The 22,152-nt window shown below is 36.8% G+C and carries 24 protein-coding genes and 2 pseudogenes; 12 read left to right on the forward strand and 14 right to left on the reverse strand.

The window, feature by feature from the left end; genetic code table 11:
* The first annotated feature begins 158 nt into the window (after nucleotides 1-158).
* Nucleotides 159-1,061, forward strand: coding sequence for a LysR family transcriptional regulator (locus GSM42_RS06605; protein ID WP_160800752.1), 903 nt, complete (start codon nucleotides 159-161; stop codon nucleotides 1,059-1,061).
* A 67-nt stretch (nucleotides 1,062-1,128) separates the two neighbouring features.
* Here GSM42_RS06605 and GSM42_RS06610 read toward each other — a convergent pair whose 3' ends face one another.
* Nucleotides 1,129-1,542 (reverse strand): WGxxGxxG family protein, encoded by a 414-nt coding sequence (locus tag GSM42_RS06610; protein WP_160800753.1) that lies wholly within the window; start codon nucleotides 1,540-1,542, stop codon nucleotides 1,129-1,131.
* Nucleotides 1,543-1,751: 209 nt separating this feature from the next.
* Between GSM42_RS06610 and GSM42_RS06615 the strand changes: the two genes are divergently transcribed.
* The 3 genes from GSM42_RS06615 (at nucleotide 1,752) to GSM42_RS06625 (ending at nucleotide 3,901) form a co-directional block, all read left to right on the forward strand.
* On the forward strand, nucleotides 1,752-2,219 hold the full coding sequence (locus GSM42_RS06615; RefSeq protein WP_160800754.1) for a DUF2243 domain-containing protein: 468 nt from the start codon (nucleotides 1,752-1,754) through the stop codon (nucleotides 2,217-2,219).
* Nucleotides 2,216-3,007, forward strand: a complete 792-nt coding sequence (locus GSM42_RS06620; protein WP_160800755.1) for a cytochrome c oxidase assembly protein — start codon at nucleotides 2,216-2,218, stop codon at nucleotides 3,005-3,007. The genes GSM42_RS06615 and GSM42_RS06620 overlap by 4 nt, the downstream gene beginning before the upstream one ends.
* Nucleotides 3,008-3,532: 525 nt before the next feature.
* On the forward strand, nucleotides 3,533-3,901 hold the full coding sequence (locus tag GSM42_RS06625; protein WP_160800756.1) for a hypothetical protein: 369 nt from the start codon (nucleotides 3,533-3,535) through the stop codon (nucleotides 3,899-3,901).
* A 302-nt stretch (nucleotides 3,902-4,203) separates the two neighbouring features.
* On the opposite strand, the gene GSM42_RS21330 is transcribed toward GSM42_RS06625, so the two are convergent.
* Entirely contained in the window at nucleotides 4,204-4,506 is a 303-nt protein-coding gene (locus tag GSM42_RS21330) for an MmyB family transcriptional regulator (protein ID WP_160800811.1), read from the reverse strand.
* Nucleotides 4,503-5,000, reverse strand: coding sequence for an MmyB family transcriptional regulator (locus tag GSM42_RS20965; protein ID WP_160800757.1), 498 nt, complete (start codon nucleotides 4,998-5,000; stop codon nucleotides 4,503-4,505). The genes GSM42_RS21330 and GSM42_RS20965 overlap by 4 nt, the downstream gene beginning before the upstream one ends.
* A gap of 135 nt (nucleotides 5,001-5,135) precedes the next feature.
* Between GSM42_RS20965 and GSM42_RS06640 the strand changes: the two are divergent.
* A pseudogene (locus GSM42_RS06640) lies at nucleotides 5,136-6,281 on the forward strand (MFS transporter).
* A 437-nt stretch (nucleotides 6,282-6,718) separates the two neighbouring features.
* Nucleotides 6,719-7,641: pseudogene (locus GSM42_RS06645) on the forward strand (IS30 family transposase).
* 349 nt (nucleotides 7,642-7,990) lie between these two features.
* On the opposite strand, the gene GSM42_RS06650 reads toward GSM42_RS06645, so the two are convergent.
* Nucleotides 7,991-8,932 (reverse strand): EamA family transporter, encoded by a 942-nt coding sequence (locus GSM42_RS06650; RefSeq protein WP_160800758.1) that lies wholly within the window; start codon nucleotides 8,930-8,932, stop codon nucleotides 7,991-7,993.
* Between the two features lie 164 nt (nucleotides 8,933-9,096).
* Between GSM42_RS06650 and GSM42_RS06655 the strand changes: the two genes are divergently transcribed.
* Nucleotides 9,097-9,732, forward strand: coding sequence for a hypothetical protein (locus GSM42_RS06655; protein WP_160800759.1), 636 nt, complete (start codon nucleotides 9,097-9,099; stop codon nucleotides 9,730-9,732).
* 156 nt (nucleotides 9,733-9,888) lie between these two features.
* On the opposite strand, the gene GSM42_RS06660 is transcribed toward GSM42_RS06655, so the two are convergent.
* The 3 genes from GSM42_RS06660 to GSM42_RS06670 form a co-directional block, all read right to left on the reverse strand.
* On the reverse strand, nucleotides 9,889-10,269 hold the full coding sequence (locus tag GSM42_RS06660; protein WP_160800760.1) for a hypothetical protein: 381 nt from the start codon (nucleotides 10,267-10,269) through the stop codon (nucleotides 9,889-9,891).
* A 76-nt stretch (nucleotides 10,270-10,345) separates the two neighbouring features.
* Nucleotides 10,346-11,131, reverse strand: coding sequence for an alpha/beta fold hydrolase (locus GSM42_RS06665; RefSeq protein ID WP_160800761.1), 786 nt, complete (start codon nucleotides 11,129-11,131; stop codon nucleotides 10,346-10,348).
* A gap of 128 nt (nucleotides 11,132-11,259) precedes the next feature.
* The gene (locus GSM42_RS06670) at nucleotides 11,260-12,012 is read right to left on the reverse strand and encodes an SDR family NAD(P)-dependent oxidoreductase (RefSeq protein WP_160800762.1); all 753 of its coding nucleotides are present in this window, start codon (nucleotides 12,010-12,012) and stop codon (nucleotides 11,260-11,262) included.
* A gap of 115 nt (nucleotides 12,013-12,127) precedes the next feature.
* Here GSM42_RS06670 and GSM42_RS06675 point away from each other — a divergent pair, with 115 nt between their 5' ends.
* The 5 genes from GSM42_RS06675 to GSM42_RS06690 all read left to right on the forward strand — a co-directional run bounded on the left by GSM42_RS06675 (nucleotide 12,128) and on the right by GSM42_RS06690 (nucleotide 16,489).
* A complete protein-coding gene (locus GSM42_RS06675; RefSeq protein WP_160800763.1) occupies nucleotides 12,128-13,012 on the forward strand; it encodes a LysR family transcriptional regulator in 885 nt (294 codons plus the stop codon).
* A 171-nt stretch (nucleotides 13,013-13,183) separates the two neighbouring features.
* A complete protein-coding gene (locus GSM42_RS21135) occupies nucleotides 13,184-13,348 on the forward strand; it encodes a hypothetical protein (protein WP_338055258.1) in 165 nt (54 codons plus the stop codon).
* Between the two features lie 298 nt (nucleotides 13,349-13,646).
* Complete coding sequence (locus tag GSM42_RS21140; protein WP_338055259.1) at nucleotides 13,647-13,922, forward strand: hypothetical protein; 276 nt, start codon at nucleotides 13,647-13,649, stop codon at nucleotides 13,920-13,922.
* A 519-nt stretch (nucleotides 13,923-14,441) separates the two neighbouring features.
* Nucleotides 14,442-15,770, forward strand: coding sequence for an ammonium transporter (locus GSM42_RS06685; RefSeq protein WP_420820974.1), 1,329 nt, complete (start codon nucleotides 14,442-14,444; stop codon nucleotides 15,768-15,770).
* A gap of 362 nt (nucleotides 15,771-16,132) precedes the next feature.
* A complete protein-coding gene (locus GSM42_RS06690; RefSeq protein WP_160800765.1) occupies nucleotides 16,133-16,489 on the forward strand; it encodes a hypothetical protein in 357 nt (118 codons plus the stop codon).
* A 13-nt stretch (nucleotides 16,490-16,502) separates the two neighbouring features.
* Here the strand turns inward: GSM42_RS06690 and GSM42_RS06695 are convergent, their stop codons facing one another.
* The 7 genes from GSM42_RS06695 to GSM42_RS06725 all read right to left on the reverse strand — a co-directional run bounded on the left by GSM42_RS06695 (nucleotide 16,503) and on the right by GSM42_RS06725 (nucleotide 21,777).
* Nucleotides 16,503-17,420 carry an RluA family pseudouridine synthase gene (locus GSM42_RS06695; protein ID WP_160800766.1) on the reverse strand — a complete coding sequence of 306 codons (918 nt, stop codon included), beginning with the start codon at nucleotides 17,418-17,420 and terminating at the stop codon, nucleotides 16,503-16,505.
* Nucleotides 17,421-17,903 carry a signal peptidase II gene (lspA, locus tag GSM42_RS06700; RefSeq protein ID WP_160800767.1) on the reverse strand — a complete coding sequence of 161 codons (483 nt, stop codon included), beginning with the start codon at nucleotides 17,901-17,903 and terminating at the stop codon, nucleotides 17,421-17,423.
* 142 nt (nucleotides 17,904-18,045) lie between these two features.
* A complete protein-coding gene (locus GSM42_RS06705; RefSeq protein ID WP_160800768.1) occupies nucleotides 18,046-18,741 on the reverse strand; it encodes a TraR/DksA C4-type zinc finger protein in 696 nt (231 codons plus the stop codon).
* 106 nt (nucleotides 18,742-18,847) lie between these two features.
* On the reverse strand, nucleotides 18,848-20,086 hold the full coding sequence (locus GSM42_RS06710; RefSeq protein WP_160800769.1) for an MFS transporter: 1,239 nt from the start codon (nucleotides 20,084-20,086) through the stop codon (nucleotides 18,848-18,850).
* A 247-nt stretch (nucleotides 20,087-20,333) separates the two neighbouring features.
* Entirely contained in the window at nucleotides 20,334-20,627 is a 294-nt protein-coding gene (locus tag GSM42_RS06715) for a hypothetical protein (protein ID WP_160800770.1), read from the reverse strand.
* 174 nt (nucleotides 20,628-20,801) lie between these two features.
* Nucleotides 20,802-21,305 (reverse strand): GNAT family N-acetyltransferase, encoded by a 504-nt coding sequence (locus GSM42_RS06720; protein WP_160800771.1) that lies wholly within the window; start codon nucleotides 21,303-21,305, stop codon nucleotides 20,802-20,804.
* Between the two features lie 178 nt (nucleotides 21,306-21,483).
* Nucleotides 21,484-21,777 (reverse strand): hypothetical protein, encoded by a 294-nt coding sequence (locus GSM42_RS06725; RefSeq protein ID WP_160800772.1) that lies wholly within the window; start codon nucleotides 21,775-21,777, stop codon nucleotides 21,484-21,486.
* Nucleotides 21,778-22,152 lie beyond the last annotated feature (375 nt).

Below are 22,152 nucleotides of genomic sequence, written 5' to 3' on the forward strand. Positions count from 1 at the left end.
CTAACAAGAAACATTTTTATATGATTAGACAAAGCAACTCTTGATAGTTTTGTAAATTAATTCGATGCACTTGCAACTATTTTAGCGATATAATACATTTAGGTAAATTTAATTATGATAAGGTTACGTTTACTATATTTAAAGAATGGAAGATAAAGATGCATCTTGAACAATTGGAATGCATAATCGAAGTGGCAAAAACGGGCTCGCTTACCAACGCAGCACGAAATCTACATATTACCCTCTCTGCTGTGAGTCAATCTATCTCAAATTTAGAAGCAGAACTTGGGCTTTCTCTGTTTAAACGATCTCGACAAGGAACTGTCCCAACTGCTGAGGGAGAAGCGATTATTAAGAAGGCTTATGAGATTATCAGCAAAGTTCAAGAATTAAGAGATGAAGCAAATGACTTCTCCAATACACAAAGCGGCGAACTGCGACTAGCAACCATACCAGGACCTCTGTCCCTTTATTTAGATATACTCATTCAATTTAAACGCGCTTATCCTCAAATCGAGATGGAGATAAGTGAAAAAGGAACACAAGAAATTATCGATGATATTCGCTATAACAAAGTAGACCTCGGACTCATCATTTTATTTGAGCATTTATTAGAAAAAAACTTGCACTTAAGTTTTGGTAGACTATTGAAAGGAAAAATAGTTGTCTGTGTCAGCCGAAAGTCTCCCCTTGCATTGCAGCGAACGATCTCCCCATATGATCTACTCGACCAATCCTTTGTATTTTTTAACGATGACTATATGAAATGGTACATGGACCAATTCCAAGAAACATACGGCAAAGCAAATATTTTATTTACTACTAACAACCAAGATGCGATTTTCCGAGCCTTGCATGAAGAAAACATCGTTACGATAGGACTTGATTTCTCTTTTTCCAAATTTCCACAAATAGAAAGCGAAGAGTTGGTAATGATTGAACTCGATATTCCCCGACCTGAGCCAGTTTATCTAGGATGGGTTCGAGCAGAAGAAAAACGTTTTTCCAAAGCAGAATCGATTTTCATTCAAAAGTTAAGTTATGAACTTCAAAAAAAGTAGCAAATCAAAATCCCCCAAAATGAACATCTGGAATAGACATTCATTTTGGGGGATTTACTCATTCTATCTATCGGTCGTTTTTATCTCTTCTTTTTAGACCCAGTAATCCAAGAAGTCCTGCTAAACCAATCCAACCGAAGTCTGTATCGTTATCATCATCATTTGTTGCAGCTGTTCTCGTAAAGTTTGTACCATTTCTTTGTCCCAGATTGTTGTTATCAGCAGGACCATTGTTATTGTTGTCGCCAATGAGATCATTATTGTTATTATTATTGATCAGATCTCTGTTATTGTTATTACGCATGAGACCGTTATTATCACGATTTGCATTATTCGTTGGGGTATTTGTATTTGTACGGTCGTTGTCATTTCCCCCCACTGCATCCTTCTCATGATAAGAAATTGCATAAGCTGGTGAGAAAACTGCAAAACCAAAACATAATGTTAACGCTATCATAAGTGAAACTAACTTCATTTTCATATTTATTTCTTCTCCTTTTCATTTGTATATGGCTTTCTTCCACATACCGTTTTCTATCAATAGAATGACCAAGGAGGCTAGATTTATACCAAAAATCATTTTCCTTTTTTATGTAATAATTATTTCTTATTATATATATCAACAGCTGTTTAATTAGTCGGTTATTGGAAACGATAATTTCAATTAGAAGAGATATAGGAGTAACATACATGAGAACTAAAAACAATGTAATTTCTACGAAGTCATTTAAAAACATATGGTCAGGGTTTCTATTCGGACTAGGCCTAGTTGCCTTTATGGACGAAACTATTTTTCATCAACTTTTACATTGGCACCATTTTTATGATAGAGAGACAACAGAAATTGGTCTTGTCTCTGATGGGCTATTTCATGCATTTAGTTGGTTTGCAACCATTGGTGGGCTATTTTTGTATGCCGATCTTCGTCGAAAAAAGAAAGGCAAAGCTTCGAAATGGTGGGGAGGTTTGTTATTTGGGGCTGGCTTTTTCCAATTGTATGATGGAACGATTCAACATAAAATCTTAAAACTACATGAGATTCGGTATGTAAAAGAAGTATTCATTTATGATTTTATTTGGAACCTACTTGCTGTCATTATGATCGTCATTGGTCTCCTATTTTTAACTACTCAGAATAAAAGGAAGTCGGTTACATGAATATGCATCATCAAATGCCTTCTACAGGGGGAAGTATATCTCTAACACTCTTATTTTCTTTTTTATACATCTGTCTATTGGTTCTTTATCTTTTACTTGTTGTTCTTTCCAATAGACATTACAAAAAATGGTCATCATCCCGTACTGCCTGTTGGTTTGTTGGTATGTTTTGTTTATGGCTATCAGTAGCCACTCCTATTGCTAAACAAACTAGTTTCACCTCGCATATGATTTGCCATTTGATTTTGGGGATGTTAGGTCCCTTATTGGTTGTTCTATCTGCTCCAATGACACTTGTACTTCGCACCTTAAAAACGAATCAAGCCCGATATCTTACACGTTTGTTAAAAAGCATTCCTATTCGTTTCTTAACCCATCCAATCACCGCTGCACTTTTTTACATAGGTGGATTGGTACTCTTATATACAACAGATCTATTTGCTTCCATGCATCAGCATTTTTTTATCTATCTGCTTGTCCATTTTCATCTTTTTTTAGCTGGTTACCTCTTTACAGCATCTATTATCTATATCGATCCTACACCTCACCGATATTCTTTTCTTAACCGCTCGATTGTATTGTTGATAACTTTAGCGGCACATGCCTTTTTATCCAAGTATATCTATGCTCACCCCCCAGTAGGAGTGCCCTTGGATCAAGCAAAAACTGGTGCAATGCTCATGTATTATGGAGGTGACATCATCGATGCTGTTCTTATTTATATCTTTTGTTACCAATGGTTTTATGCAACTCGAAATACAACCAATTACAATTTATCAGTTGAATAATTAAACGGAATGATTAAACGGAATGATTAAATCAACTTCTTATTATTCTAGAAAATGTTATTGATTCATAATATTTATTAAGAGAAATTTTATTCCTAATAATAGAATACTTTACTATATCGCGACGCATCAAAGATTGGAGGCACTTTGTTTTGCTAAAACGAGTACGATGATCCATTTTTTGTATAGTGCAAATAAGGCATACGAAAAATGAATGTCGCAGTTACACAAGCAGATCAAGGAACAGCCGAAGAATTTCCCAAAGGTTTATTAGTTTAATGCGAGAAAATTCATTTCGGGAATTTCTACTTGAACGATGGAAAATCCAGGCCTTGTAGACTCTGTTCTAAAAGATTCACTTTATTCAAAGAAAAATAATGAAAAAAAAGAAAAAACAGTTAAATTATTCCAGTTCAAAATAATTCAATCCTTTCCATTCGATAATTTTTAATAATTCAAACTAGAGGGGATTAAAAAATACTTTACAATTTCTTATAAAGAAGAGAGGTGTTGATCTTCCCGTTTATGCAAAAATGGAGCTTAGCATTTCTGCTTGTAATGTGTGTTTGCCTTCCATTCTCCCATTCCTATGCTGCCAATAGTGGAAAATGGGATTACAAAGGGACTCAAACTTTTAAATGGTTTAGCAATGCAGTAAAATCAGGTGGTGGAGACTTTAAAATTTGCTTAAAAAGCGGCCCAAGCTGTAAGTATACCCTAAAAAAGGCTGATGGTTTTAATAATGCAAGTGATATAGTAGGAACCAGATGCTTGTCCAAGGGAAAATGTACAAACTTTAAAAACGTTAATAAATATGTAGACGATGGACAAGCAGAGTTTTTTGTGCAAAAAGATGCAAACACTGGTAAAGAAACTATGTCTTTTTGGGATTAAAAATTTGGGTATCTTTGGCACATCCTCCCGAAAAGGTGGAATAAGAAATTCCCCTCTGAGATATTTAATTATTTCAGAGGGGAATTTGCTATGATTACTCTACAATAATTGCATCCATGTCCACAAATTCTTTTTGTTTCGTAAATTATCGTCCGTTAATATGTTTCCAAGCAACGGGAGAAATTTGTTTTAACATGTCTGAATCTTGACCTTTACTTTCTCGATAAGCAAGCATATTAGATAAAATACTAGCATTGACCAAAGTCAGTTATTCATAATTTGAGTATAGAAAAGGACGATTTTTATATGCTTATCAATGGAACATTTGTCAAAATAACAATTTTGATATGTAGATTATTAGGAACTTGCAACGTAACTTGTCCAACTTCCTTCATTCCGAAGGAAGGATGATAAATTTGTTTATTTCCGTTAAAAAGCTCCTGTACATCATATCGGCTCCATTCTTCAAGGAAAGTATCACTTGTTTCTAAAAGTTCTTCAATTAAACCAGTAATCGATGAATCTCCAGGATAACGTGCACTATCAGCCCTAAATTGAGCAATGACTTGTTTTGCAGTTGGTTTCCAAGTAGGTCGATTTTTTATGCTGGGTTATGGAAAAAACGCCAGAGGTAGTTATTCGTGTGTGAAGGAATTTTCTTAGAAAAATTAAACAAAAGATCCGCAGCATGATTCCAAACTAATATATCCCATCTTCTGCCCAGTATGTATGCGGGTTGATCCCGAAGTGTATGAATCCATTGAGCGAGAGTTGGTGTTATCTCATCTTCTATAGACATGAAATTTAAATCTACTGGCCGTTTTGCCAAAAGAAATAGATGTTGACGCTCAGCAACGTTTAGTAGTAGGGCATTTGCAATATTTTCTAACACCTCTTCTGAAGCTTGCGTCTCTCGTCCTTGTTCGAGGGAGGTATACCAAGAGGTACTGATGTTTGCTAGCTGAGCTACTTCTTCTCTACGAAGTCCAGGTGTACGTCTCCGAGTTCCTAAGGAAAGACCAACATCTGTGGGTTTTAATCGAGTTCGACGCATTTGCAGGAATTCTCCTAAATTTCTTCTGCGAACTTTTTCATCCATTTCAATGCTCCATCCTTTTCCATTCGATTGCCTACTACTAATTATACTACGATAACCAACATGTGGTAGAAGATTTGCATCGATGAAATACTTGGGTTGTAGAGAACAACTGTAAGTTAGGAAAGGGAGATTCAAATGGAACGATTATGGACAAGTTCATTTATCAAATTGACCATCAGTATGCTTTTTTTATTTACAAGCGTTTGTTTATTAATTCCAACATTACCGCTTTTTATTAAAAATCTAGGCGGGACGGAATCACAAGTTGGCATAATAGTTGGAGCATTCACCATTTCAGCAGTAATTTTTCGTCCTATCATTGGAGGATTTTTGGATCGTTATGACAGAAAACCATTTATCGTTTTTGGATTAATCTTATTTTTGGTGTTTATGTGTTTTTACAATTGGGTTAGTGGATTGTTGGTACTCATCTTATTACGTTTTCTGCATGGTATAGGTTGGGCTATATCTACTACCTCCATCGGAACAGCAGTAACAGATATTATTCCTTCCACTCGTAGAGGAGAGGGGATGGGGTGGTATGGATTAGCGATGACAATATCGATGGCAGTAGGACCCATGCTGGGAATATGGTTATTACAGAAATACTCTTTTCATGGTTTATTTTCAGTTGCAATCTTTTTCTCAATTGTTGCTTTGTTACTTGGTTTAATTTCGAAATTGCCAATTCAATTACAAAACAAAGCTCAAAAATAGAACTTTTTGATAGCTCTATGTTTCCTGTTGCTCTAGCAATCGTTTTTTCAACTATTCCTTATGGAGGTATTACTGCTTTTTTACCGCTTTTTGCAGAATCGATAAAAGTGAATGCTGGAACATTCTTTTTGGTGTACGCAGTCTTCCTTACATTCATCCGACCTATTGCTGGAAATATCACAGATTGTTATGGCGAATCAGTAGTCATTAAACTCTCCATTATAATCTCATCAGTCGCATTACTTGTATTAAGTTTCTCCAGTGGTTTAGTTGGTATCATTTTTTCTGCGATTTTGTACGGTATTGGATTTGGTTCTGCGCAACCAGCAATTCAAACCTTTATGATTAATCTTGCTCATCCAGATCAGAAAAGGAATTGCCAATGCTTCTTATTTTACTTCTTTTGATTTAGGAATAGGATTGGGTGCGATTATACTTGGTTGGATTTACCCCTTCACTGGATACCAGTATTTGTTTATTGTTTGTGCTATTTCCATTATGATTTCTTTTTCCATATTGGTGATTTTTTTAAGACAAACCAGAAAGATTACACAATCATTATAACTACTTGAAGACAAACAACCCTATTATTCCAAAAACCTTAGTACCAAAGATCAGCAAATTGAGAATACTGTAAACACAGATGGATCATTGGTGTCACCGTACATGCTCATCAAGCTATAAACGAAGTATTTACCGAAAAGGGTGTTTTTCCATATCCCTCCGAAAAAGGTGGAATAAGAAATTCCCCTCTGAGATATTTAATTATTTCAGGGAGGAATTTGCTATGGTTACTCTATTTGATGTCACAATTATCTTCTTACTGCACTGCATGAGATTCACCCTTTTGACTAAAATAACATTCTTTCATACTGTTAAATCATCTTTTAACTTTGACGGATTGTAATATGAAGTGCGACAGCCAAAAAAAGAAAAAGCTCATAAAAAGATTCTTGTAAAATGAAGTCACCACAACAGCCTTTACACAAGGAGAATCTTTCATGAGCTATCGTCATCTTACCACAGAAGAACGTGTCCAACTAGAATTATGGAAAGAACTGGGTTGGTCGACACGAGCCATAGCAGAAAAAATAGGACGTCATCCTTCTACTATTGCCAGAGAATGGAATCGAAATGGGAAAGAAAACTATGGTGCAAAGGAAGCACAAAAGGCTTACGAAAATCGTCGAAAAAGGATTACAGTGGGAAATCAACGCCTTCTCTTGTTGGATTCATCGAACAAATCGCTGGCTATTTAAGCACGAACGATGGATTAGAAAAGATATCCTTCAAAACAATTTATCGTTGGCTCTATTCGGGATTTATCTCCAAAGGGAATCTTCTTGTTTTAAGACACAAAGGGAAACGTAGGAAACCCAAGGAAACAAGAGGAAGATTTAACATAGGAAAATCGATCAGCCAGCGTCCAAAAGAAGTTCGGAAACGCCAACTGTTTGGGGACTGGGAGCTGGACACAGTAGTTTCGAGTCGTGGCAAAAGCAAAGGTTGCTTTGCCACCTTTGCGGAACGAAAAATCCGCCACTATCTAGCAATAAAGATTCCAGATCGAACTGCATCCTCTATGGAACAAGCATTCGAACTACTTGTAACATATTTTCCCAAAGGTACCTTTCGGACAGCAACCGTTGATCGTGGGAAAGAGTTTGCATGCCACCAGACTTTAGAAGAGCGATTTGGTGTCGGAGTTTATTTTGCAGATCCATACTCTTCTTGGCAAAGGGGAACAAATGAAAATGCAAATGGCTTATTACGGGAGTTCTTTCCGAAAGGTACCGATTTAGTAAAGGTCTCTGAAGGAGAACTCGCATTTGCACTTCACTTGATTAACCATCGCCCTAGAAAATGTCTTGGATGGAAATCCTCACACGAATCTTTTCTGGAAGAACTGTCGCACTTGGCTTGACAATTTGTCTTATATTAAAGATAACAATGAAATCAAAGCAACTTGAATATTTAATAACTTGATGTATTTCAGCAAATACGTTTTCACTCTGTTTTTTCTTTAAAAGTTTAGTTAGTTCATTACTAAATTCAGAACCAGAAAGGTCTTCCGTAAATTGAGCTGTACCTTCTATATGATGACCATTTCCATTGATATATTCAATTTGTTGGGACTTTGTATATTTTGTTATGTCCAAACGACTCCCTCTCCCCGTGAAAATAATTTTCCGTTATAGGAAAATGATACACCTAATTTTACCCTTTCTGATGATGATACGAAATTTAAAATTAGATAAATCAATAAATCCCCTTTATACTTCAAAGGACTTTTCATTTTCTGCTATTTTATTAGTGACATCAGTCGAATCCTTACTCAAAGCCAATATAAAAACTACTCCTATAATACAAACTGTCCCGACCCATTGAAAAAAACCAAACCGATCTTTTAGCCAAAAAACTGTTGTCAAGACAGCAGATAACGGCTCTAAGCTACCGAGGAGGCTTGATTCTTTAGCAGACAAACCTTGTAGGCTTTTGATATAAAACCAAAAAGCAATCATGGTGCCAAAGATAATAACAAAAATTAAATAAAAGTAAGCTTCCAGTGGTAAGCTTTTAAAATCCATTTGCCAAGGCGGATGGATAAAACTCAATGCACATCCACCAATAATCATTGCCCACCCTACAATAACAAGGGAATTGAATTGTTTTAATAACCGAATTGCATATAATGTATAGAATGCTGCTGCTAATCCAGATAAAATACCCCAAACGATAGCGAGGGTCGATACAGATAGTTTGGAAATGGAACCGTTGGTTAATAGGAAAAAGCAACCTATCAATGCAAGTGTTACAATGAACCAATCTCGTTTTACTAGAGCCGATTGCTTACTTAAAACCAAGTAAATAATAATGATAACAGGTGCTAAATATTGCAATAATGTTGCCACAGCTGCATTCCCATGCTGAATGGCTGCCATATATGTATATTGAACAGCTAGCATACCCACCAATCCATAGATGATCAATGGAACAGCAGTTTCTTTGTTCTTCCATATACCAAATACTTGAGAACGGTCTTTTCCTATCAATTGAATAGTTAATAATAAAAAACCAGCTATAAGTAACCGTGTTGTTACAAGCCAATCGACATCAATCGAATATTGTTGAAATAGCTTTTTTGAGACCGTACCCCCAATTCCCCAAAATGTCGCTCCTGTGATAACGAAAAATAATCCCCTTTTTCTACTCATCGTTGACTATCCCCTCTATTTCCTATTACTCTCCCAATATTACACATAATAATATAAAAAGATAGGAGAAATAGCATTATAGACTTGAACTATTCTATGTGATGGAGTAATATGTGATTAATTACTATATCTATTAGAGTAATTTAATCACAGGAGGTCCTCTGATGAAAAAGAAACATATCGGTTTTGCAACTTTCGGCAGCCTGCTGACAATCCTTTTTTTATATGTTGTTAATCAAATAACTAACCCTGAGTATCCTTGGTTTATTTTCCCCACATTCGCGCTCCTACTCTGGCCGATTACACTGCTTTTAGTAACGAGAGGAAAACATAAACTCTACGCAGTTATTTGCAGTTTGATGATCATTGCTTTATTCATTCTAAATAACTTTTATTTCTCTGACACTAGTCATCCATGGTTTCTTTATCCTTCTTACTTACTTCTATGGTGGCCAATCACTCTATTTGTGGGAAAAAGAGCAAAGACACTCACATTTGCCATCATTGCAAGTACGAGTACCATCCTTTACTATTCGTTACTAAACATTTCTCTGTCACCTGAATACCCTTGGGCAATTTATCCGGCTTATCTCGTGCTCTGGTGGCCTATTTCTTTATACTTTGCCAGACAGAAAAATCACTTTGGTCTTTCTCTTGCTGGAAGCCTGCTCACAACCTTATTCTTCATTGTGGTAAATGTTGTTTCTACTCCCGACCAAATCTGGGCCGTCTATCCTATTTTTCTGATTTTATGGTGGCCGTTAAGTATGTACTATTATGAGGAACGTAAGAGAGCATGATAGAGAGAACGTATATAGGAAATCCATAATACACTATCAATGTAACAAAAGAGCCATCCCCTCTTTTTATCGGCTTGGTACAATATTAACAAATCAAAAAGACTTGAGTCTAATAAAGTAGTTCTCAAGTCTTTTTAATTGGTGGTATTATATTATTTACACTCTCGCTCCATATTGTTCCAAAATGTCAAAAGCTTCTTCATAACGATCATTGTCTGTGATGACAGTTAAACATACATCTTCTGGGTGAGAAAAACCTGTTCCGCCGGCTAAACCACTTGCATCTGGATGAGTGGCTGCCAGAATGCGCGCATCATCATCCATTGGAGGTGATCCTAAAGCAGTCGTTGTCAACGAGTTACTTTGGTTTTGGAATATACTCGTGATCTCCTCATCCCCATCATATGGATTTCCGCCTAACATGGGAGAAAATCGGTCGACTGATATAGTTTCAAATCCCTGTGCCTTTAATTCTTCTGCTGCTTTTTGCGCTTGGTCCATCGTTTGAAAGTATCCAAAAATATTACGTTGACTCATTTTTATCTCCTTTTCTATACGTCATCATTAAAGTATTTGTATTTGATGAATCATCCATACGAAAAAGAAAATCGGTCTAGCCAACAAACTTTCTCAGCAGTTTATTTAACTTATCACGTTCCTCATAAAATGAGCCATGACCACTATATTCAAAGGGAGTAAGCTGTGAATTTCTTATTTTTTGATGGAGTTCTTGAGCTTGTGCAAAAGGAATTACTTTGTCATGAATACCATGAACAATTAAAGTTGGTACAGAAATCAAAGGTAAATCAGCATATACATTTTCATCTCTTAACATTACGATAATTCCTGCGGTTGACCAACCTGCTGCCTGTAACCCCAACTGAAAAAACCAATCCGAGTAAGCTCTTGTTATATACTGAAAGAAAAAGGTATGTGTTAATCCCCTTATCATTTTAGCTCGGTCGTTTAATGTTTCATGCAGCATTTGATTAGCAGCATCTTTATCAGCAAAACCTACAGGAGCCGCAGCATCTATGAGAACTAGCTTGGATACTCCATGACCTTTGTACCGGCCCATATATCGAATAGCAATTGCCCCACCAGTAGAGTGTCCGGCAAGTATAAAATTGTTTAAGCGAAGTGTACTGATCACTTTGTAAATATCATTTGCAAGTTGATCCAATGTGTAACCATCAAATGGCTTATCCGAATTTCCAAATCCTCTCCAGTCGATTCCGATACAGCGATATCCCCATGCAGGCAGAACATTAAACTGATATTCAAACTGATTATGGCTTAAGGGCCAGCCATGTAAAAAAACAATGGTCTTACTCCCTCCAGGATTTAGATCCTCGACATATAGATTTACACCTTGTTCCACATTCACATAGTATCCCATGAGTTTCCTCCAGTATTATTAAATGACATCAACGATAAGATATTCATTTAGATAAACATGATGAGTACCTAGATCAGTGGAAATAAACAATTTCTATAAAAAAGAGCTATTTCTAAAAACAGCTCCATTTAACGCCCAAAAAGCCAACCACCATTTACATTTAACACTTCTCCCGTTACAAAAGAAGCCTCTGGAGACACCAAATAGGATACGGCAGCAGCAATATCTTCTGCTTTACCTGCACGTTTAATTGGTATTTGCTCTATTGTTTGTTGTATACTTTCTTCACTCAGACCTCCATTAAAAAAATTAGTTTCAGGAATAAAACCAGGAGCTACGGCATTTACAGTAACCCCCTCTGGACTTAACTCTCTGGCTAATGCAAATGTTAAACCATTCAGACCAGCTTTTGCAGAAGAGTATGCTAAAGAACCAGGACTACTGCCTCCAGAAGCAGCTCCAATGGAACTAATATTTACAATACGGCTTCCTGGCTTCCGCAAAAAAGGAGCTACAGCCATGGTCATCATAAATGCACCTTTTAAATTAGAATGATGCACCTCATCCCAAATTTTCACAGCTTCTTCCAATGGTGTCTTGGTGGTTATTCGTTCAAGATGACCAGCATTATTAATCAATACATCAATTACATGAGTTCGGTTAACTATTTTTCGAACGACATGTTCTACTTCGGCTCTATCTGTTACATCAGCTTGCACCCAGTGTACAGATGAATCTATTTTTCTTACAGCATCTTGTAATTTTTGTTTGTCCCTGCCCAAAATGGTAACATCAAAGCCATCTCTCACCAATTTCTGAGCTATACCAAAGCCTATTCCACTGCTACCTCCCGTAATAACAGCAACACGTTTTTCAGACATCTATAAACCTCCTTTTTGAAACCATGATGGTTATAGTAACATGAAACTATTATTAACAAAAATATCTTATTTATATATCTGTAATAAATAAAATTTATGAAAAAGGAATGAAGAGATGGAACTAAGACAGGTAAAATATTTTGTCGCAGTCGCAGAAGAATTACATTTTGGTAGAGCAGCCAATAAAATTGGGATCGCTCAACCTGCTTTAAGCCAACAAATCCAACAACTGGAACAAGAGCTTGGAGGACTGTTACTAAACAGGACAAAGCGAAGTGTTTCACTTACTATGGCAGGAAAGTTATTTTTACCAGAGGCAAGATCACTACTCGAAAAATCCAAACATGCACAGGATTTAGTAAGAAGATCCTTTGAAGGAATGGTCGGAGACTTGAAATTGGGATTTGTTGAATCGGCAACATGGGACATTCTTCCAAATGTAATTTCTGCTTATCGCAGCCAATTTCCTGTTGTCAAAATTACACCTCGTCATTTACATACCGTACACCAAATTCAAGCTATCCGAGATGGAAATATAGATATTGGTATTATAGGACTACCTGTCAATGACCCAGATTTGTCCGTTTATGTTATACGAAAAGAAGCATATTGGATTGCATTACATCCTGATCATTGTAGGGCTGATCCTGAATCTAAAATTTTTGTAAGCGATCTTTCACATGAATCTTTCATCGTAACCAACCGTGAAGTCGGTGCTGCTTATTATGATACCATGGTGAAGATATGTATGAACAATGGTTTTAGCCCTTCTATTGTTCAAACTGTTGACGAAATACAAACGATGTTATCCCTTGTTTCATCAGGAATGGGGATTGCCTTCATACATGAATCAGCAAAAAATTTACGAAACGACATTATCTATAAACCTTTACACGATACCGATCAATATGCCTACCAAATTTCGCTTGTTTGGAGGAAAAGAGAGAGTTCGCCGATCATCAAAGGATTCCTTAAAGAAGTTCGACATCTTTACCTTTAGAAAGCTTTCTAAAGTGATTACTTTAACGTGATGAGATTTATATCAAGATAAGTATGTTAATTGCAATTTGCTATTTAATTAGAAATAAGTTATGGAAATAGATGAGAACAATGAATAAAAATAACCTAATATGTGACATGGAAAAGCGAGCTTGTGGTGTTCAAAAAGATAATGAAATGGAATTCATTGATTTTTCTAGACCGAGAGAAATCATCGAACTTTACTATTTTACTGATCCAATCTGCTCTCACTGTGGCTCTAGAGCCTGATCTTCGGAAGTTTATTGAACAATATAGTCATTATTTTCATTTCAATACGGTAATGGGTGGATTATAAGAAAGCTGGGATGGATTTGCTGATGTAAAAAATGGAATTCACACCCTTCCGATATGGCTGCTCACTGGAGAGAAGTAGGAGAACACTCGCGTATGCCTATTGATGGTTCGGTATGGCTTACAAATCCACTTCAATCTTCTTACTCTCCATCACGTGTGTTTAAAATAATTCACCAAAAAAACGTTAAATCAGCAAATGTTTTTTACATCATGCCAGAGAAGCAGTGTTTGTATGTAATCAAAATATCGAATAAGAACAGGTATTAACAGAAATTATCCAACAGATCGGCCCTAGCTGTGTGAAAGAAGCAAACCGTCCAATAGCACATCAACTTTTAAATCAGGATTTCGAATTAGCTAAAAGTTATGGCGTACACGGATTCCCTACTATTATCATGGTAAACAAAACAAAGAAAGGAGTTAAAATTGTTGGTGTTCGCTCCCTAGAAGACTATGAAAATGGATTACGACAAGTCCTCCCTCCAGATATAACAATGGAAGCAACAGATCCACAACCTTTGACTGAGCTTCTCAAAAAAGAAAAACGTTTATTTCGTTTATCAAAAAAGAACTAAACTTTCCTTATAAACAGAAAGAAATTCTCGGTGAAATGTATATTGAAACGATATACTAATTATGTAGGTGCTAAGAATCAAGCAGAAGTAAAAAATAGATAAAATCCCACCTATTTTAGAGGGCTTTAACTCAAATATATGAGTTAAAGCCCTTTATACAAGATAATCAACCACTAATTTATCAATATTCAAATATAAAAAATTTGATATACACATTATAGCTGCATTTATTTTGACCAGTTGATTTCCTAAGAACATAAAAAAACTATTCAAATTTAGTCAACTTCATGTAAATATTTCTCATTTATTCGTGACTTTCACTTTTAATTTACTCGATTAATTGAAAAGAAAAGAGGATGAATGTTCAGATTTCAACTTGATTAAATTCATAATGTCAACAAACCTTACACAAAATTGCCTTATTTCCTTACTCATGCTATTATCAACCCAACATTCTAATTTTGAACACATCTATGTGTTAGATTAGTTAACAATTATAAAATTTTAGGGGTGTTGGATTTGAAATTAGCAGATTTATCATTATTAGCAGATTCTTTTTTTATCTTTCTTAGCGCAGTATTAGTCATTTTCATGCAAGCGGGATTTGCACTTTTAGAAGCTGGTTCAACACGGATGAAAAATGCAGGTCACATAGCCGCAAAGCAATTACTTAGTTTTTCGATTGTAGCCATCGTCTTTTGGGCTGTCGGATATGGGTTTACATTTGGAGATGGGAAATGGATTGGAACCACTAATTTTTTCCTATCTACTCCAGCTGAAGCTGGATCAACACCTATTGAAATCTCCTTCTTATTTCAATTCTCCTTTGCAGCTGTATCCCTCGCTATTGCATGGGGTGGGTTTGCAGAGCGTGCCAAGTTAAGTGTATATATATTGTTTGGAGCACTTTTTACCATATTTATTTATCCCGTTATTGGTCACTGGGTATGGGGAAGTGAAGGTTGGCTGCACGAACTTGGAAAACAAGATTTTGCAGGTTCTACGGTTGTCCATCTAACAGGTGGAGTAGCAGCTCTGATTGCAACCTTGATGTTGCGCCCCAGAAAAGGGAAATATAACGAAGACGGAACCGTAAACACGATCCCAGGACATAACCAAGTGTATTCCGTGTTAGGGGCTTTGATTATTTGGCTGGGCTGGTTTGGCTTTAATCCAGGTAGTACTTTAACATTAAAAGATGGATTTTTCGGGTATGTAGCTTTGACAACAAACCTAGGAGCTACAGCGAGTGTACTAGGCGCGATGTTTATGGCATATTTACGCAAACAAAAACTAGAAGTATCCATAATGGTAAATGGCTTGTTGGCTGGTTTGGTAGCAATCACTGCCTCCTGTGCATTTGTGGAACCATGGGCAGCGATTATCATCGGATTTATCGCTGGTGCCATTACCGTAATCTCCGCTAGTTTCCTTGAAAGAAGAGGGATTGATGACCCTATCTATGCCTTTTCTGTCCATGGTGTAGCAGGAATCTGGGGTACTATCTCCACTGGTATCTTTGCTGCACCACGTTTAGTAGAAAAAGTAGGAGTAGGTTCAGCTGGTTTGCTTTATGGCGGCGGCTTTCATCAGCTTGGTGTACAGACTTTAGGTGTAGCCATCACGATCCTCTATGTCGCACTTGCTTCTTTTGTTTTACTATCCATTATCAAATCGATCGTTGGCTTTCGCGTATCAGAGGAACATGAGCAAATCGGCCTTGATATTTCGGAACATGGAAGCTATGCTTATCCAGAGCATCCAAACCATCTAGAGGATGCGAAAATAAAAGAAACAGAAGTAAGTAAGACTCCTTTATCAGAAGAAGCAATATATGCAAAAGCTTAACCACTCCATTCATCACCTGACTATATTTTTTAGTCAGGTGATGATGTTTTTCCAGCCATTTTTGCTTATCATCGATTCGTTCCTACATTTCAAATCTAATAAAAATATTGATATAGAAAGGAACAGCTTGTCATATCCTGTAAATGCAATTTAATTTGATTTTTTAGATTAGTCAAATTAAAATAAAGATGTACAAGCCCATATAGATACTGCGTTTTAACATACCGCATATCTGTTTTTTTCTGGAGATGAAAACTGTTCCTACTACCATAGGCATCATGAGCAAGCACAAGCTGGATGAAGCCATAGCTCCGTTGCCATCATGGAAGAAGTAAGTTCTATACCCAAAGGGGAAGGATCATATGTACAAAACAGTGGGTATCTACAAAAATATTACAGATTCCAAAGAATTCGAGAAATATTATATAGAAGCAATTTTTCCAAAGATGATTACCTTTCCAGGGGTAGTAAAAATGAAAATTACCAATCTTATTGATAACACAAGAAAAATTTCCCCTGGTATGGAAGGTATTCAATTTATTATCGAGACGCATTATGAATCGATTCAAGATTTGAGAAAAATTGTAGATACAGAAGAAGGACAAGATATTGTAAAAACTATTCTCGGAAATCAACATGCCGAATGCGGTCGATACATCGGGGAAAGTAAATCATTTTTGTCAAAAGAAATGCAAAATAAACCTACAGGGAGTCGATAGTCTCCCTGTAGGTTTATTCATCTCTCAATTTTTTCATTAAATCCAAGAAGGCATCTGGCGGCTCTACTTTTAATTCTATTCTTTTTTGCGTCCTTGGATGTGTAAACCCAAGTACAGTAGCATGCAGAGCTTGCCCTTCAAATCCATAATTATTTTTAGCTGGTCCATACAGAGGATCGCCGATCAATGGATGTCCAATCGATTTCATATGTACACGAATTTGATGTGTTCTTCCTGTCTCTAATTTACATTTTATATAGGTAGCTTTTGTAAAACGTTCTATGACTGTAAAATGTGTAATTGCCTGCTTACCACGTTTATGCTCTACCGCCATACGCTTTCGTTCTTTCGGGTCACGACCTATTGGTGCATCAATCAAACCATGTTCATGATGGATAGTACCATGAACAATAGCTAAGTATTCTCTTGTTATACTGTGCTCTTTCAATTGCTCCACGAGCGAATGGTGCGCTAAATCATTTTTAGCGATCATGAGCAAACCAGAGGTGTCTTTATCAATGCGATGGACGATCCCCGGTCGCGCTACCCCACCTATCCCAGATAGATCCTCTTTGCAATGAAAGAGTAATGCATTGACAAGGGTTCCACTTGCATGCCCAGGAGCAGGATGAACAACCATTCCTCTTGGTTTGTTTAATACTAATACATCAGAATCCTCATAGCATATCTCTAATGGAATATCCTCAGCAAGGACATCTAGCTCTTCCAATTCTGGAACGTCAATCTCTATATTTTCTCCGACTTTTACCCGATAGCTCTCTTTTCTCACTTTCCCATTTACAAATACGCGATTAGCAGAAATCCATTCTTGTACTCGTACACGAGACCACCCTGGATCAAGACCCGCAATTGCTTTATCCAACCTCTCTCCAGCTAGTTCTTCGTTGATCGTAACACAATATGTTTGCATCTAGGCGTCTCCTACAGAAGTATTAACTTGTTCTTTTTTCGTTTCCGTGAGACTTGCAATCAAGAACAACACAACGCCTACACAAAGAGCGGAATCAGCGACATTAAAAATCGGAAATTGATAGCTACCAAATTGAAAATGGAAAAAATCAACTACTTCTCCTGTACGTATTCGATCAATGAAATTTCCTATTGCACCCCCTAATATAAGAGAAAGCGCTAGTTTGGTTAAAATGGTTTCTTTTTTCATTTTGATCATATATACGATAATCCCAATAACAACACAAGATGTCACAATAATAAACAACCATCGTTGATCTTGCAGGATACCAAAAGCAGCTCCTCTATTTCGATGAGAAGTGATATAAAAAAAATCAGTTATCACAGAAATGGATTGGTACAGTTCCATATTATGGACAATCCACCACTTGCTAAATTGATCCAGTGCAATAATCACGATTGATAGTAGAAAAAAAAGGTACACAAAACTCCCCCGTTCCAGTTATTCTTTACCGATTGTAGCACAAGGAGACGGAGGAAGAAAACGACTTTCCATTCAACTCTGGCTATTCACTAGCTCTTTCTTGTTCTAGTCCTAACTGTTGCTTTTTAATGCTTACATACTCTTACAGATCTTCATCTGAATTTAGTTCTCTCTCTTTGCGATAGTATGCTTCATTATGGACAATTTCCGGCATACCTTCATTGTGACCTGTTATATCTGTAATAGCGAATCCTTCTATCAAATCCACATATCCTTGAGGTTCATCATTATCTTCTGTTAATTCATCATATGATGTTCCATCATTAAAGTAATCTGGCGGGTTAGATGTTCCATATCTCTCCACATCTTGCCATGTATCTTCTCCATCATAACCATTGTAGTCATTATTATCTTTAAAGCTATGTGTAGCAGAATTTTCGAGTACCTCTTCTTCTATGGGTCGACGACCTGTAATTTGACGAGTCGAATGATGCTCTTTGCAAGTTGTTGTCCAAGGAATCGCCTCTAATCTCTCAAAAGGGATTTCTTGATGACATACTTCACATTTTCCATAATCACCTGAATCTATGCGAGATAAAGCCAAATTTACTGCTTCAATATGATGTTGGTCAGCATCTTGCAGAGATAGATCCTTCCCTCTTTCAAATAGTTCTGATCCAACATCTCCAGGATGGTTATCATAAGCTGATAGTTCACCTATTGAATCACTCATCGCCATCTCTAACCCGTATCCGTGGTTATCTGCTAAACTCTGTTCAGAATCATTCTTTTCCTTTAGCAGTATATTTTTTAATGTTGCTAATTGTTGTTGATTCATTCATAAACCTCCATACTTTTTTTGTTAGCATTTCCAAAAACAAAAAAAGTACTGCAAAATGGTAGCAGCCGATGCACAAGTTTACACTTATTCATCGGCTACCTTTTTACACCTTTATTATCTTTTTAGATGTTTCTGTCTCCTCCTGAAGAAAAGGAGTTTTTTTGATGATGTAGAGGTAAGACATGACAGCAGACAACGCCACACAGGGAGAAACAAGTATCCACATGCCTTGATATCCCCACCCGATCCAATTCCTTAGTATATTGACCACAGGTGCCAACATCGCTCCAAGGTCGTAGATCGTGTAAAAAATGGCTGTTGCTATTGCTTTTCTAGTATCTGGAACTTTCGTTACTGCAAGCGAGTAGACGCAAGGGGCGAGACAACTAAGGCCCATACCATTGGCTACGGCGGCCAGATAAAAGAGAAACAGACCTTTTCCGAAGCTCAGGCAGAACAAACCGATCGCAAAACAACTGTAAGAAACAGTTACCAAGCGACCTCGCTCCAAACCCTTTTCGCTACTTTCTTGATTGCGTGCTAGACTACTCACCAGTACTCGACCGAAAAGGATGACTAGAGAGTATACCAGCATAAATTTGTACGCATACCCTGCGTTGCCCAATTCTTGTGCATAAGGGTAGATGTAGGTCGTTACTCCTGCAACGTATATAGTAATCAATCCCATAATGGATGCGTACGGACTGATCACCTTCAAAACCTGAGACAGAGGGATTTGCTTTTCCTGTTTCGCTGGTACCACTGCTTCAGGTTTTTTCAACACGCTAAAGAGAAAAAGACCACACCCGACGCAGATAATGCCTACCGTGAAAATATCCCAAAAATGACCATTATCAGCCATGTAGAGACTGACAGCTGACATAGCTGTCATAGCCAAATCACCTGAAGCACTGAAGTAGCCTTGTCCCTTGATACTACCCTCGGGAATGATGCGTGTACAGTACGCTTTCACTGGTGGAATCGACATTCCGTAGGCAACACCATGGACCAAGCGCCAAATCATCAGCTGTTCACCAGTGCTCACTGTAGCGTATCCAATGAAGGATATCAGCATCAAACCAATAGCTGCCTGGCCAATCAACTTATATCCAATCCGATCACACAAATAACCGGCAATAGGACGGAATAGAAGCGTGGGAAAAATAAAAATCCCTACTGCAAGATCGGTCTGTTTGTCTGTGACACCACTGACTTGTTGAGCGAACAGCGGAAGAATTGGGGCAATGAGATAAAATGCCCCAATCAAACAGTAATTGACAAGGAGAATGAATACATACTCCCGTTTCCACAGCTTTACTGTTGACGCTACACTTTTTGTCATGATTCTCTCTCTATGTAAGGGTCCAAAGACAACTAATTTTGATTCTAAACTAATGATGCGTATTTGGAAAGAAAAGAGATATCAGACAGATGGAATAAGTATGATTATTGGGGAAATGTAATTGGATATAATCATTGTTATGAAATACCTAATATACTCATAAATCGCATGCGCCCCTGTCGACTTTCGTAGAGTGGACAGGGGCGCAATCTTATTCCTATTTTTTCACATCAGAAAATCAGTATTGTTAGATGACGTTCTTCAGATCAGGCAGTAGCTGATAAGACTTCTTGTCTCCTACAATGATCTCGTAGGATCCTGCAAACTTTCCACCTACGATGGTGAGCTCGTTTTCGTGAATCTCCACTTGCTTAATGCCAGTGGAAGGGTCCATCCGAAATACCTTTGCCTTATCTTCAGAGATAATACTAACACAGCCCTTACCACTTGCGATAAATTCGAAACTACTTGAAGAAGTCACATTCACTCCCTCAGTTGCACCTACCACAAAAACCGGACCATGTTTACTGATGTGTAGCATTGATTCTCTTTCTCTATTAGGAATGATTCTAACCCATTATAGCGTTACCACACGAAAGTGCAACTTATATAAAAGAAATATTATTAAAAATTACGTTTTCATCATGGATTAAGTGAAATGAACTAACACTTTGCAAAATGGTAGCCGCAGATCGGTCGTCACGATCTCTATCATTTATCTAATCTGTTTTTCATAGGTATAAAATGGAACTTCCCTCCTTGGGAAATAAACTTTTCCCATCTCCTCATATCCAAAATGTTCGTATAAGCCACGTGCTACATCGTTTTCTTCATAAGCATCCAACCTTATAGACGTATAACCATGTTCTTTGGCATATTGATCAGCAAATGCCATCAATGCCTTTCCAGTTCCTTCTCCTTGATAATCCAAATGAACAACTAAACGATGCAAATACAGTGCTTTTCCTTTTTCTACTCCCCAGTCGATATCCTCATGTTCAGGTTCTTTTTGCTCATCTAGTACAACTGATCCTAAAATGCGTTCGCCATCTTTCGCAACATAAAGGGTTCCTGCTTTTAGATCTGCTTGCAACATTTGAACACTCGGATCATTGTAATCCCATTGATGGATATCATTTTCTTGTAGATCACGTCTAGCGATAATGTACATTTCAATGATTTTGTTTAGATCTTCCATTGTTCCTTTTTGAATATCCATTTGTTACTCCTTTCATCAAATCGCGAATACATTTGCTAGTAATGTCCTTGTTTTCTATACTATGATCACTTCTTTATATCTTATCCATTTGATATCTGATACATGAAATATGTTGCTAAATTATGTGCTATTGATCTCATTTACAAATCGTAATGGTCTCATTTATGAATGTTATTTCTTATTGATCACGTCTAATATGATGTATTTCTACTGCAGAAAGATCCCCCTCCCCTACAACACAAAAAGCAGAGTACTTTATTCTCTGCTTTGTATATCTCCATTTCTTATTTATTGTATCTTCTATATGGTGAAACATATCAAGAAGCCTTTGGCCTACTTTTGTTTCATCTCCCTTGTACCAATCAGCATGAAATCTTTTCTGCTGCCCTATAAATGAATTCATGTCTCCAAGAGAAATGTTTTCTATCATTTGCATAAGCTCATGTCCTTCAAGTGTAGCAAAACGATTCAAAATAGGTCTCTAATATCAACTCAGTACCTTTGAAGTTTTCTGATACTTTTTCTTCACTAACTGGAACAACCTTTGTCACATCTGTATAAAGAACACTTGGTATTTTGTGAAGCCGAGGAAAAACAACTTTGATATAAAATTTTTAAAATAACTCCGGATTATCTACATTTCTGTATATTGAGACTGTTTAATTAAAAAAATGAAAATGAACCATGCAATCATGTAATGGCAAGTAATATTATGGGGAAAATTAATAACAATGTGAATTAAATTAATACTCAATTTTTTTATTAACAAAGATATAAAACCATGATGATATTTTGCATTGTGCAATATTTTTTTAATAATATTTTTAAGTTACTATATGTCTTCACT

Source organism: Shimazuella alba, from assembly GCF_009831235.1.
Lineage (GTDB): Bacteria > Bacillota > Bacilli > Thermoactinomycetales > Thermoactinomycetaceae > Shimazuella > Shimazuella alba.

Bases quoted from the DNA above. Each gene is read 5' to 3' on its own strand.
- GSM42_RS06605 (WP_160800752.1), top strand. From the start codon at position 159: ATGCATCTTGAACAATTGGAATGCATAATCGAAGTGGCAAAAACGGGC.
- GSM42_RS06610 (WP_160800753.1), bottom strand. From the start codon at position 1,542: ATGAAAATGAAGTTAGTTTCACTTATGATAGCGTTAACATTATGTTTT.
- GSM42_RS06615 (WP_160800754.1), top strand. From the start codon at position 1,752: ATGAGAACTAAAAACAATGTAATTTCTACGAAGTCATTTAAAAACATA.
- GSM42_RS06620 (WP_160800755.1), top strand. From the start codon at position 2,216: ATGAATATGCATCATCAAATGCCTTCTACAGGGGGAAGTATATCTCTA.
- GSM42_RS06625 (WP_160800756.1), top strand. From the start codon at position 3,533: ATGCAAAAATGGAGCTTAGCATTTCTGCTTGTAATGTGTGTTTGCCTT.
- GSM42_RS20965 (WP_160800757.1), bottom strand. From the start codon at position 5,000: ATGGATGAAAAAGTTCGCAGAAGAAATTTAGGAGAATTCCTGCAAATG.
- GSM42_RS06650 (WP_160800758.1), bottom strand. From the start codon at position 8,932: ATGAGTAGAAAAAGGGGATTATTTTTCGTTATCACAGGAGCGACATTT.
- GSM42_RS06655 (WP_160800759.1), top strand. From the start codon at position 9,097: ATGAAAAAGAAACATATCGGTTTTGCAACTTTCGGCAGCCTGCTGACA.
- GSM42_RS06660 (WP_160800760.1), bottom strand. From the start codon at position 10,269: ATGAGTCAACGTAATATTTTTGGATACTTTCAAACGATGGACCAAGCG.
- GSM42_RS06665 (WP_160800761.1), bottom strand. From the start codon at position 11,131: ATGGGATACTATGTGAATGTGGAACAAGGTGTAAATCTATATGTCGAG.
- GSM42_RS06670 (WP_160800762.1), bottom strand. From the start codon at position 12,012: ATGTCTGAAAAACGTGTTGCTGTTATTACGGGAGGTAGCAGTGGAATA.
- GSM42_RS06675 (WP_160800763.1), top strand. From the start codon at position 12,128: ATGGAACTAAGACAGGTAAAATATTTTGTCGCAGTCGCAGAAGAATTA.
- GSM42_RS21135 (WP_338055258.1), top strand. From the start codon at position 13,184: ATGAAATGGAATTCATTGATTTTTCTAGACCGAGAGAAATCATCGAAC.
- GSM42_RS06690 (WP_160800765.1), top strand. From the start codon at position 16,133: ATGTACAAAACAGTGGGTATCTACAAAAATATTACAGATTCCAAAGAA.
- GSM42_RS06695 (WP_160800766.1), bottom strand. From the start codon at position 17,420: ATGCAAACATATTGTGTTACGATCAACGAAGAACTAGCTGGAGAGAGG.
- GSM42_RS06705 (WP_160800768.1), bottom strand. From the start codon at position 18,741: ATGAATCAACAACAATTAGCAACATTAAAAAATATACTGCTAAAGGAA.
- GSM42_RS06710 (WP_160800769.1), bottom strand. From the start codon at position 20,086: ATGACAAAAAGTGTAGCGTCAACAGTAAAGCTGTGGAAACGGGAGTAT.
- GSM42_RS06715 (WP_160800770.1), bottom strand. From the start codon at position 20,627: ATGCTACACATCAGTAAACATGGTCCGGTTTTTGTGGTAGGTGCAACT.
- GSM42_RS06720 (WP_160800771.1), bottom strand. From the start codon at position 21,305: ATGGATATTCAAAAAGGAACAATGGAAGATCTAAACAAAATCATTGAA.